At 65.4% G+C, this 11761-nt stretch carries 10 protein-coding genes and 2 CRISPR repeat arrays; of the genes, 1 reads left to right on the forward strand and 9 read right to left on the reverse strand.

Going from position 1 to position 11761, the window contains the following annotated elements:
* The first annotated feature begins 31 nt into the window (after positions 1–31).
* A CRISPR array of direct repeats spans positions 32–364; the repeat unit is 28 nt; unit sequence GGATCATCCCCGCTTGCGCGGGGCCGAC.
* 18 nt (positions 365–382) lie between these two features.
* The 9 genes from cas2e to cas3 form a co-directional block, all read right to left on the reverse strand.
* Positions 383–661 carry a type I-E CRISPR-associated endoribonuclease Cas2e gene (gene cas2e / locus U9978_RS11615; RefSeq protein ID WP_322761110.1) on the reverse strand — a complete coding sequence of 93 codons (279 nt, stop codon included), beginning with the start codon at positions 659–661 and terminating at the stop codon, positions 383–385.
* Positions 658–1680, reverse strand: coding sequence for a type I-E CRISPR-associated endonuclease Cas1e (gene cas1e, locus U9978_RS11620; protein WP_322761111.1), 1023 nt, complete (start codon positions 1678–1680; stop codon positions 658–660). Before cas1e ends, cas2e begins: the two co-directional genes overlap by 4 nt.
* A gap of 3 nt (positions 1681–1683) precedes the next feature.
* A complete protein-coding gene (cas6e, locus tag U9978_RS11625; protein WP_322761112.1) occupies positions 1684–2487 on the reverse strand; it encodes a type I-E CRISPR-associated protein Cas6/Cse3/CasE in 804 nt (267 codons plus the stop codon).
* 5 nt (positions 2488–2492) lie between these two features.
* Complete coding sequence (gene cas5e / locus U9978_RS11630) at positions 2493–3353, reverse strand: type I-E CRISPR-associated protein Cas5/CasD (protein ID WP_322761113.1); 861 nt, start codon at positions 3351–3353, stop codon at positions 2493–2495.
* Positions 3353–4507, reverse strand: a complete 1155-nt coding sequence (gene cas7e, locus U9978_RS11635) for a type I-E CRISPR-associated protein Cas7/Cse4/CasC (RefSeq protein WP_322761114.1) — start codon at positions 4505–4507, stop codon at positions 3353–3355. The genes cas5e and cas7e overlap by 1 nt, the downstream gene beginning before the upstream one ends.
* Positions 4508–4658: 151 nt before the next feature.
* Positions 4659–5279: a type I-E CRISPR-associated protein Cse2/CasB gene (gene casB / locus U9978_RS11640; protein ID WP_322761115.1), complete on the reverse strand. Its 621-nt coding sequence runs from the start codon at positions 5277–5279 to the stop codon at positions 4659–4661.
* Between the two features lie 7 nt (positions 5280–5286).
* Positions 5287–7086 carry a type I-E CRISPR-associated protein Cse1/CasA gene (gene casA / locus U9978_RS11645; RefSeq protein WP_322761116.1) on the reverse strand — a complete coding sequence of 600 codons (1800 nt, stop codon included), beginning with the start codon at positions 7084–7086 and terminating at the stop codon, positions 5287–5289.
* A gap of 130 nt (positions 7087–7216) precedes the next feature.
* Positions 7217–7363, reverse strand: coding sequence for a hypothetical protein (locus U9978_RS11650; protein WP_322761117.1), 147 nt, complete (start codon positions 7361–7363; stop codon positions 7217–7219).
* 273 nt (positions 7364–7636) lie between these two features.
* Complete coding sequence (gene cas3, locus U9978_RS11655) at positions 7637–10645, reverse strand: CRISPR-associated helicase Cas3' (protein ID WP_322761118.1); 3009 nt, start codon at positions 10643–10645, stop codon at positions 7637–7639.
* 257 nt (positions 10646–10902) lie between these two features.
* Here cas3 and U9978_RS11660 point away from each other — a divergent pair, with 257 nt between their 5' ends.
* Positions 10903–11133 (forward strand): type I-E CRISPR-associated endoribonuclease Cas2, encoded by a 231-nt coding sequence (locus U9978_RS11660; RefSeq protein ID WP_416210937.1) that lies wholly within the window; start codon positions 10903–10905, stop codon positions 11131–11133.
* A gap of 18 nt (positions 11134–11151) precedes the next feature.
* Positions 11152–11728: a CRISPR direct-repeat array (repeat unit 28 nt; unit sequence GTCGGCCCCGCGCAAGCGGGGATGATCC).
* The last annotated feature ends 33 nt before the right edge of the window (positions 11729–11761 follow it).

Genomic DNA, 11761 nt, shown 5'->3' on the forward strand with positions numbered 1-11761 from the left:
TCCAGCGCCCTCCCCGCCCGCTTTCTAGCAGGGATCATCCCCGCTTGCGCGGGGCCGACCGGCGTTCCCGGTGTGCCCCAGACAGGGAGCGGGGATCATCCCCGCTTGCGCGGGGCCGACACCCGACGTCCGACAGTGGCGGCCCGTCGCTCCGGATCATCCCCGCTTGCGCGGGGCCGACGGGTCGGGAGATCGTCATCCGATCGCCCCGTAGGGATCATCCCCGCTTGCGCGGGGCCGACATGTCCGCACAGTCATGCTCGGTGTTCGGATGAGGATCATCCCCGCTTGCGCGGGGCCGACCCGAGCGCGCGGTGATCCACGCGATGCTCGGGCGGATCATCCCCGCTTGCGCGGGGCCGACACTTGCTGACCTGGGATGTTACCGCCGGAAACGAGCCGAGAGAATCAGTCCGTCAAAGTCGACCGGGCGCCAGCGGTCCCGACCAGCGGTACGGACAGCCCAGCCCTGCTCGTTGGCGGCGGGCTCGACGAGGACCACCTGCCCGTCACCGATACGACTGGCAAGCAACTCCCAGAGACGGTCCCGGACACGCCGACTGGGGTTACCGACGAAGACACCGGCGTTCACCTCGACCATCCACCGGGTGAGGTGACCACGTAGCCCTTCGGGAGCGGCGATGAGGACGATGACGGTCATTCCAGCTCCGGTTCGGGTGCCGGAGTATCAAGTTCGGGGCCGATGACGGCAAGGTGCTGTTCTCCCATGGTGGGGGTAACGAGGGGGCCTACGGGTTCGGTAGACCAGTTGACTCCGCCGGGCACGGAACCACCATGCTCATCCCACAGCGCGTTGACCTCGGTGTCGTTGATCTCGGAGCCTTCGGGACTGAGGAGGGTCTTGACGTCGTCGACGATGCGGCCGAGGAGGCGAGTATCGGCGATGCGGTCGCGTAGGCCCAGGCGTGCGTCCCGTTCCTCGGTGAGGCCTTGGGCAGCAAGGTCGAAAGCCAGCGGGATGGTGTAGTCGGCCTTGTACAGGTCGGCGATATCCATGACGAACGAAGTGGCCGACCCGGTGTGGACGAAGCCGAGGCCGGGACTGGCGCCGAGACCGACGATGACAGCGTGGCAGATTCCGTACAGTGCAGCGTTGGCCGCGGAAAGCAAGCGGTTGAGGTCGTCGCCCGCGGCATAGGGGTCACCCGGGCGGTATACGCGGCCGTGCCAGGTAACGCCGGTGCGCTGGGCATGCTTTTGATACAGCTTGCGGACGCGAGCACCTTCCCGGCCGCGTAGCTGTTGCATGGTCAGGCCGGAGACATCCTCATCGGGAAAACGCATGTCGTACATGGCGCGGGCGACGGCCAGGCGTTCCTTGGTGCGGGTGACGAGCCATGCCTGCCGGTAGAGCAGGCGCGCAGCACGGTTGGGGCCAAGGCCCGCAGCGTACAGGCGTACACCTTGCTCACCGACCCAGCACACGGCTGTGCCGGAGTCGGCAAGCAAGCTGATCGCCGCATGGGTGGCCCGGGTGCCGGGACCCAGCAGCATGACGGCGATCATCGCTCCGGGGACTCGAACGGTTTCCCGCCTGTTTATGATCACAATGGCGTTCTCGTCACGGTCGAGGTGGCTACGCTCGACGTAGACGCTGGAGACGCGGTCCGTCAGGCGATGCAGGTCGAGTGGGTCGGCCTTCCACCAGATGTCGGCCATGATTCAGTCCTTCTCTTGACCGGAGTGGCTGCCACGCAGGGATGCGAGGGTGAGCAATCCGCAGCCGTAGGCCTTGGCGGGGCCGATGCCGCCCAGCAGATGGTCGGTGAGCAAGCCGGCGTCGGTGACGCGCAGGTGGCCTTCGAAGGTGACTGTATGCACGACGACGGGAGCGCCACGACCGTTCTTGGCAAAGGAACACCGGTCACGGGCAGTGATGCGAACTTCTCGAGGATGGTCCCCGCTGGGCCACTCGGTGCTCTCGCCATCGACGGCCGGCCTGGCGGCGAGGCCAGGGGCGGCGGCGTCCGTCCGGGATTCGGGAATCTCGAAGCCCCAGCGCCGGGTCCGCTGGAGTAACCAGGAAAGCTGGGCTGCGGCGGTGCGGTGGCCGAGACGGAAGGAACGGGTCTCACCGCGGGCGGTACGTGCGGCCTGGTCCGCCGTGGGCTTCACCGGGGTCGAGGTGTTCTGCACCGGGCTGGCCGTCAGCCGGAAGGCGAACTCACGGCCGACGGCGATCTGAGCGAGTAGCGGGCCGTAGCCGCGAACGGTGGCGTGCTCCCCGTCGGCATCCGGCCAGCCGGCTCGCTCGATGATGTGCGTCCAGTCCGGCCGCGACCTGGTCAGGACGTAGAGCATGGGCCGGCGAGGGTTGTCGGAGTCCAGGCGCCACAGCACCCGTTCCGCCAGTGGGTCGTCGGCGACGCCGTTCATGACGGCGCCGTGCATGGCCCGGGGGTTGCCAAGTAGCTTGCGGCTCTCAGCGCGCAGCGGGTTGATGCGGATGCGGGAGAGGTAGGTCATGGGAGTCACCAACCCAGCAGGGCGAAGGGGTCGTGCGCGCCGATCCCAGTCTCGGCGCCGGTGCCTTCGAGGCTCACCGGGCCATCCGCAGGGGGGAATCCGGTGGGCACGGACAGCCAGGTGTGGCGGACGCGCCGGCTGATGAAATGCCGGTTGCGGGGATCGAAGGAGACGGGGACGTCGTGCAGGATGTCATCGCCTTCGGTGTCGTCGATAGTCGCCGACAGGTCAATCCGATCGGGGCGTTTCTTGTTACGGCGGGTGAACGCCGTACGGACGTGTTGCGATGCCTGCCAGGGCTCGTCGCGGAGCACGTCCTGGAGTGCGCCGCTGCGCAGCCCCAGCCAGATTGGCTGGGTGGGCACGCATGAGCGTCGTCCCAGTGCGAGGGGGAAGGCGGGTCGGCGGATGGCCGCTGCGAGGGATTCCAACAGCGGCTGCGGTCCGGCGACGGCGGCGACGAACACGGCGTCCTGAAGATAGAAGCGTTGGGTGACGTGCGTGGGCTTGGCTGGCGACGTGGCTTTCTGCACCCCTTTGGCTGACACGCCAGCCTGGAGCAAGGGACGACCCCGATAGTCACTGACGGTGTGATAGTCACGGAGCAGCGTGCCGGGTTGGTCGACCCGGATGCCCAACCGTAGCTCCATCAGGTCGGCGAGCGAGGCTTCGCGATGCCGGCCCGCCGCGGCTGCGAGGAGCCCGAGGACACCGGACTTGGTCGGTTCAGGTCGTGTCTCTCGGCGGTTGAAGGCACTGCGGTCACCCCAGGACTGCAGTGCCCCCGCGAGGCGCAGGAGCAGGACGAGCTGATGGGCCGGCTCGGTGGGGTTACTGCCGTTCTCGGTAGTGTCAATGGTGGTCATCAGCCCTGCTTCACCGTCTCGATAAGGCTGGCACGCAGCTTGGCGAGCAGCGTGGGGAAGGGCTGAGCCGGGCAGAACGCCGTGCTGAGAGCGGCGGCCGTGGCAGAGGTCTCCTCGTCGTCGGGGTCGAACGTGTGGCACAGGCCAGTGTGCAGGGGGGTGTCGCCCCACTGGCTGGTGGCGAGGATGTGTTCCCGAGCCAGGCGGCGGGCGGATACCGCCACAATGCCATTCCGCGCACGGACAGGGTTTTCAAAAGCGGATACAAGGTTGACCGGCTGATCCCGGCGGACCACCACGGCGACGAGGCTGGGCAGCGTCCGATGAGCGAAGGAGTTGCCGTAGCCGGAGGGGGCCGATCGGGCGAAAGAATGCAGGAACAGCTCGACGGCGTCGAATGCTGCGGCGGTATCCTCGCCGAGGTTGGCCGTGAGCTGATGTAGGCTCACCGTCGCGTAACGGTAGAGAGTCGCCGAGTTGAAACCGATCGTGCCGATCATGCCGGCACCGGTCTCCTCCTTCGCGTTCTCATCGTCGACAGCCGTGTAGTAATCGAACTCCAGCTCGGTTGCATGAGTGGACAGTGCGTGAGCGACCTGGGTTGCCGCGTCGACGTTGAGGGAGGGGATTTCAGCGACCATCCGGCCGAACAACGCGACGTCCATAGGATGGCCGGCACCGAGTTTCTCCCGTACTGGAAACTCCTTAACCGCCGCGGCCAGGTCAACATCGTCCAGAACGGCAAGCTCGTCCAGTTGGTCAACGACGAGGTTGACGATCTCCTCAAGTTGCTGTCGACCGTAGAAGAGCAGGTAGGCGGTGTCCCCTGCCTTCTTACCTGCTCTGATGTCCAGCGTGGCCAGCAGGAGGGCTCCGGCGATCCTGGCTGCGGCCGCGGGGTCCAGGTCGGTGCGGGCCTCCAAACGCTCGGTGAGTTGGCTGGCGATTTTCTTGGTGCGGGTGGCCAGTTTCTCCTCAGGGAGGCGCCCTGCGAAGGCCATGCGGGTAGCCCGCTTCCATGCCTGTGAAGAGACCCGGGAACGACGCACACCGCCGAAGTATGCCTCCTTGGGATTCCCTTGATCATCACGATTCAGGTTCGCCGGCGGGACGGTCTGCAAAATGTGGACGTCTATATAGAGACGCGGGTTCATCACTGTCTCCTGGCTGGATGTGAGGCGCTCCTGAGCGGTTCGTCAGTGGCGCGGTTGGACGGCTGGATGAGCGGAACGGAGACGGGATCGGCTACAGACGGTGAAAGCTGCCGTCAACGGGGAGCGCTCGCCGGATCCACTACGAGGAAGATCAGGAGCTGGGAGAGGTCGTGTCTTTGTCCTTGGATCCGACCGAAGCCTCCTGGCCCCAGACGTAGTACCCCAGGCCCCAGGCGCGTCGGACACGCTGGCGGGACTCAACGTAGTGCCAGTCGTTGATGTTCTTCATGAGGAGGTCGTAGTCCAGGGGCTGGCGGATGGTCCGCAGTTGAGTGACCAGACCCCGGAGACGGTAGAGTACGGCCGTAACGCTGGTGGCCGTGGCTGCGGCCTCCACACGGGCGTCGACGGCGTCCTCGCTGAACCTGTCACTATGCCGAAGAGCGCGCAGAGCCTGCCCGACTCCGACCGTTGGATGATGCATCGGCTCCTGTTGGCTTTGCTGATGCAGGCCGAACAGGGCCAAAGCGGCGTGCTCTGCGGCCTGCTCCTCGGAAACCTCGTCCCGCCGTGCGGCTTTCTCATCGACGACACACGTGTAGAACCGCCACATCGCCAGTACAGAACCGGCCGGCTGCCCTAGGCCGGACCGCAAGGTGGCTAGGTCCTCACCCGGTGGGCGCTGTTCCAAGGCGGTGCGGGGGTCACGTTTCCACGCGCCGTCCGCGTCCACATACTGATTCCAGTATCGAGTATGCGGGTTTGTCAACATGGATACCTCACACTACGTTTGTCGGGACGGCATCGGCTTTGGTCTCGGGGCGCTTCAGCGTGCTGCGGGCTTCGGCCGCGCGGGTGAGAATCTGGTTGATTCGACGACGGAAGCTGGCCTCGGCCGTACTCATCCGATAGATTGCCTTCTTCCCTTCCTGGCTACCCTCCTTGTTCTTTTTCTGGTCGATCCGCCCGGCGAAGGTGGTCGGCGGAGCGGTGGCGAAGACCTGTTCGGCGATCTCCCATGTGCGCTGCCAGGCCACCTGCTCCCATGCGAGCTGTCCGCGTTCGATCTGGTCGACGTCCTCGCCTACGGCACGGAGCCCGACCAACAAACGGCGCACCAATGGGTCAAAGGCATGTAGGACCATGTCGCCGGGCCGCTGTCCGCGATCCCACGGGATGGGGTCGGCCCCCGCGGCCCGGCGCAGGTCGGCGGAGAGATAATTCACGGCCTGGGCGAGCTCCTCTGCCTGTGAGGTGATTTCCAGCAGGACTGCGTGGACGAGGGAATCCGCACCCAGGGAGGTCAATGGCAAAGGAATCGCATCGAACAGGATGTCCTCGACGACCGCGGACTGTGTCCCGTACACAATGCCGCTCAGCTCGACCTGCAGGGGAAAATCGCTGGGCATCGTCTCACGCCGTGTGCGCAGCTGGTCGAGCAGCAGACTGGTGTGGAACCCGGCCGTGGTTGTCGTCGCATCCGTGTCCTCGCGATCTGTAGCCAACAACGCGTCCAGCCCGCGCCACGCAGCCTTGCCCGGCTGGTGGCGGCGCGGGCGTCTCGGCAGGAGGGCGGTCTGTTTCGCGGGTTTCCCGGTCTTTCTCGAGCTGGCGCTTCTGCCGCCTCGGGTACCACCTGCCGGGTCCAGCGTCCATGTGGCGTGTGGTTCGAAATCCGGTGTTTGACTCAAGCGGTCTCCGGCGGCCACGATCACGCGGGTTACACGTATCCCCACCGGGGTTTCCTGTGGAATCAGCCGGATGCGTCGGGACTGCCACGTCCACAGGTCAAGCAGCCCTTTGGCCGCCCGCGCCTGCCAAGCCGGCAGTGCGACGGACTGGGTCTCCTCTACCCGGCCGTCCCGGGATCTCCGCAGCCATTGGGGCAGGTCGTCGGAAAGTTGAACGCCTCCGCTTGGCAGGTTGAGCAGAATGGTCTCGTAGAGCGTCCTACCGACGGGCATTACCACACCGAACTGACCAAGCGGACCGGTCGGGTTACCGGTGGTTTTTCCGGCCTTGACCTGGCTGTCCCCCACAACCCCAGTCTTGATTGCGGCCGTGTCCCAGCAGTGGGTGTGCAGGAGCCAGCGTGCCGCCTGAGCAGGTGTCAACTCCAGCGGATCTCCCTCGGTCCGACACGCGAACAGAGGAACGTTGTTTCCAGTCGCCTCCGTCGCCACCAGCAAAGCTGTTCCTTTGGTCTCGTCCCTGGCTGTATGCAGATCCGCGACCTGTGCGAATGGGTCTGTTGGATGGAAGAGGTCGAACAGATCGCGGCACGCGTCGAGATAGTCGTTGAGCGCCTTGCGCTGCTCCGGGCTGAACGCGCCAGCATGAAAGAGCCTCGCCCATGCGCGGTTGTCCGGAACCCTATCGAGCGCATGCAGAACGATCGGCAGCAGTAGCTGCCGCAGGATGGCCGGTTTCTGCGTGGGCACGTCCACCACCAGATCCTCAAGGTTCTCCGCCTCCATCAGGATCTGTCTCAGCGAGTACTCGGCCACCCGCCCCCCACCCACCGGGCGTGCAACCAGCCAGGGCTGATCAATAAGATTGAATAACAAATTGATCTCCAATGTAGATTTACCCGACCAAACTACCGCTATCGCTTCTATAGGTCACCATTGAGCCCCTCGGTACAAATATAATGAACGACAACCGACCAAATAACGCTGGAACATCATTCAGAACCCTCGACTGGATGAGTCAAACCGGCGCCGGGTGGATACCCAACCGCCGTGCGACGGTAGTGATCGCATAGCGGGCTTCGGTCGGCTGCTCCTCGCGGATCTTCCACACGAGGCGGACAGCACGCTGACGCAGCTCGTCCGGGTACTTGCTGGGCGCGGCCACGCTCTCATCCTCTCATCGGGTAACTGTCTCTGTCTAGACCATGACTCTGTCTGAAGAGTAGCCCTGCAAGCCAGACGGACCCTCACCGGGTCCCTGGTACGAGTGCGAAGATGACCCTAGGCCCCGCACAGGTGGTCCATGATCTATGGCGCCACCGGCGGGGATGGCCCGTGTCTGTGTCTGGTACGGCATCAGGGTGCCGAGTCGGCCCCGCGCCCGCGGGGATCTGTCGGGTTCGCATGGTGCTCACCGCACCATGCGAACCCGCCTGCCTCAACCGGGGCGACACGCGGGACCGCTCGCCGCCACGACTTCCTGTACCAGACCGCGGTCGCCGTCATAGCGCAACGTCTGGCCGTCAAGCACAGTGCGGCGCGCTTCGTCCAGGACCAGGGCAAGGCTGTATCGCAACCATGGGTGTCCGTGCCATGCGGGGAGTGGACGCAGCTCGTTCAATGCGGGATCCGTGAAATTTACCGGAAGTCGAACTGTAGACCCGAGCACCTCATCCAGCAGATCGTGGGCCACGTCCCCGTTGGCTGTCAGAGGCCGTCCGGCCAACGTCCGGTAGATCCCCCCATCCCAAACAACCAAGATTACTTCTACGGAACGTGGTCCATCCCGCACCACGGCTTCAAGCGAGCTCTCGCCGCTACCCGCGGAGGCGCCAGCAAAGTGCAGGCCAGCCAAGGTGCTGTTCTCATGTTCACCGAGCCTGGTCAGCAGGTACGCGGACGCATGCTCAGCACGGGCTCGCTCCCCCGCCGCCCACTCCTGTCTCGCGGATTCCTCGTCCTCAGCCCACGCGGATGGGACCACATCCTCCTGATCGTCATACACCCGACGAACCAATTCGGGTACCTGGCTGGGGATGGACCATTTACCGCCGGCGCCCCCAGCGCCGGATATCTCCCGCGACACCCCGACCACGCTCAACACCTCCGCGGCCGAGCGCAGCAGCAGATACCGGCCGTAGATCTTCTCACTGGCGGAGAGAATCGACGGTCGCTTTCCGTTGCCGGGGCTAAAACCGGTCACAACCACCCGTGGGAGGTGAACCGGAACTGGGCGCTTCACTCCCGAATGGCGATGGAGACGACCGATCCGCTGCAAGAGCAGATCGATGGTGGTCAGATCGGAAATCAGTAGATCCACATCAACGTCAAAAGACTGTTCAGCTAATTGAGTGGCCACAAGCACAAGTCGCGAGGGGCGAGACGGCCGGGTCGCTCCGGGTTCCCGGTTGGACTCTGGCTCCCGCTCCGGACCCAGAAGATCCAGGCACTGTCGTGTGCGGTCCGCACGATCCTGGACGGTCAGTTGTGCGTGCAGCAGCCGCACGTCGCCGCCGAAGCGTTCCCGTAGCACGACGTATGCCGACTGCGCACGCGCGACCGTGTTGCGGATCACCAGTGCACATCCGCCTTCGATCAGCCGGTCTTCAAGGAGATCGGCGACCGCGCGGTCGGCGACATCCTGCGCGTCGATCTTCTCTTCCCGCGCCGCGCGCCTACCAAGGATCTTCTCCGGCAAAATTTCCACCTGAACCGGGAGGTCCGAACGCCAGGTCGGGGTGCTGTCGAGCAGAAACCGTGGCGTCGCCCCATCCGGATCGAGCCAGACGCCCGTGAGGGAAGGGTAACCCTGGGGTTCAGGTGCCCTTTCGATCCGGTACTCCTCTTGGGAGGCCGCCCCCGCCAGGTACGCCTCGATCAGCTCGCGGCGTTGGCCGGGCGCCAGCGTCGCAGACAGCAGAATCACCGGAACCCGGGCCTGCCCCAGCCAGCGCAGCCCCTCCTTGAGGAACTGCGACATGTAGACGTCCGCAGCGTGCACTTCGTCCAGCACCACCACCTTGCCCGCAAGGCCGGCCATCCGCAGCATGACATGCTTGGTCCGGGTCGCCGCGAATAACAGCTGGTCGATTGTCCCCACGACAAAGGGGCACAGGAGCCCTCTCTTGGCCCCCAGGAACCACTGAGCAGGCGCCTGCCGTTCCGGCGGAACGGTGTCCCACGCAGCCTCTGTACCGAAGGTCGCGGCATCACGGCCGAACGGATCGTCATCAATACACATCCCGCACTCGTCCACACTGCCGAACCGGCGGTCCGGATCGGGTCCCGCCGCTTCCAGAAGCGCCTTCCACTCTTTGTTGAACATTCGTTTACCATGAAGCAAAGCAACCTGGGCAGCCAGATCGGCATCGATCGTCGACAGCCACGCACGCACCTGGCTGAACATCGGGTCGCTTGTCGCCTGTGTCGGCATCCCAACAAAGATCCCGTCGGCTCCGAACCGCGCCGCAAGCACCTCCGCCGCCGCCAGCGCCGCCTTCGTCTTGCCCTCACCCATCGGGGCCTCGACCACCAACAGGCCGGGAGCCTCCATCCGCCGCGCGGCCTCGACCACCATCACCTGTGAGGCCCGCGGAGGATGGCCGAACCGATCCTGAAAAAATTCCGGTCCGGGAACCGACACGGATCCCCAGCCCCGACGTAGGGCAAGCGCCTTCCATGCCGCCTCTGCACGGCCACGAGCCGAAGCCAGGCAGACTCTCTCTAGATCGTCCTCGCCCTTGAAATGATCCTCATCGCTGGCGATCCAGTCAGCCATCACCACGAGACCACTCAGGTGCAGCTGAGCTGCCCTCGACGGCACACGAACCGGCTTTACCGCCACCAGATCGGGGAAGCCCAGTTCGCGGGTGAAAACCTCCAGCACCGCCCTCTGAACCTCAGGCCACCGGCCCGTTCCCAACAACTGGCCCCTGCACTTTCTCTGCTCCTGAAGTTGGCCCTCGGACGGGAACACGCCGTGATGCCCGGCTACCAGCGGCCAGATCCAGTCCACGTGTTCCGGCGGCCAACCGGCATCTGAAAGCAGCCGGCGTACGAGGTTACCCCCGGCCTTGTCGTGCCGCCACTTGCTCTTCGCCGTTGTCGGCTCATGCCAGGTCAGGCCGGCCTGCTGGACGGCGCGTCCACCCTCAGGCCACAGCCGCTGATGTACCGGTGTCGCCTTCCCACAGTCGTGCACACCGCACAGCCACGCGAAAAACCGTCTCCCCTGTTCCGGACGGCCTGCGATTTCCCCCACCAGCGTCCGAGTGGAGGGCGCCAGGAAGTGATCCCAGATCTGTTCTGCTACGGCGGCGGTATCGAGCAGGTGCGACAGAAGGAGATTGGTCTGGCCGCCGGCTCTCTCCTTCGACTTCCCCCACAGCACGCCCAGATACCGGGCCACCTCCGGTTCCAACCCTGACGTCAAATGCCCTTCCACCATAATGCGCTCCCGTGTCGACACCAGCCGCACCATAGCGACCGCCACCGACAACCTGCGACCAGCCCATGACGCGTCTCCCTGTTCCGGTCACCAGTTAGCCGGACAGGACCACCCAGAGACAGTTGGCAGACAACCGCGAACAGGATCTGGCACCCCCTGAAAGGACGCCACCGCGACAGCAATCCGATCATCCCCATGCCCCTGGCCTGCAAGCGCCTTAATTCGGCCACTTCCAATCTCGGACATTCCGGTCGCCTCTGCTGTCCTCGCCCACGAATCAAGCGGGGCATCAGCGAAGCTTGCGGCCCGGTCGGCGTGTCCAGGACCGTCTCTGGGAGTTGCTCGCCAGTCGTATCGGTGACGGGCAGGTGGTCCTCGTCGAGCCCGCCGCCAACGAGCAGGGCTGGGCTGTCCGTACCGCTGGTCGGGACCGCTGGCGCCCGGTCGACTTTGACGGACTGATTCTCTCGGCTCGTTTCCGGCGGTAACATCCCAGGTCAGCAAGTGTCGGCCCCGCGCAAGCGGGGATGATCCCTCGGTCTACGCGAGTACGGGCCGACGCCGTTCGTCGGCCCCGCGCAAGCGGGGATGATCCGCATTGGCACGCTGGCAGGCGCAACGCGACCCTGTCGGCCCCGCGCAAGCGGGGATGATCCAGTCGAGCTCCAGCTGGACGACGCCTACGCGTTGTCGGCCCCGCGCAAGCGGGGATGATTCGCGACGTTCAGCAGGTTGTCGTGATGCTGCGCGGTCGGCCCCGCGCAAGCGGGGATGATTCTCGGGCGCCTACGTCCAGCGCGGATGGGTCACGGTCGGCCCCGCGCAAGCGGGGATGATTCCTTTGCGTTCCCAGTACGGCAGCTGCTGCGGAGGTCGGCCCCGCGCAAGCGGGGATGATTCCAGGAGTGTGCGCAGTGCCACGGCCTGCGCTTTGTCGGCCCCGCGCAAGCGGGGATGATTCCCGCAGTCCGTCCCGGATGACGTCGGGTTCGTGGTCGGCCCCGCGCAAGCGGGGATGATTCGTCCCGTCGGGCCGCCCGCTACGGGGCGCTGTGGTCGGCCCCGCGCAAGCGGGGATGATTCGCGCCACGTCGGTCACGGCCGGATGATCGAGTC

This window comes from Protofrankia sp. Cr2 (assembly GCF_963555885.1).
Lineage (GTDB): Bacteria > Actinomycetota > Actinomycetes > Frankiales > Frankiaceae > Protofrankia.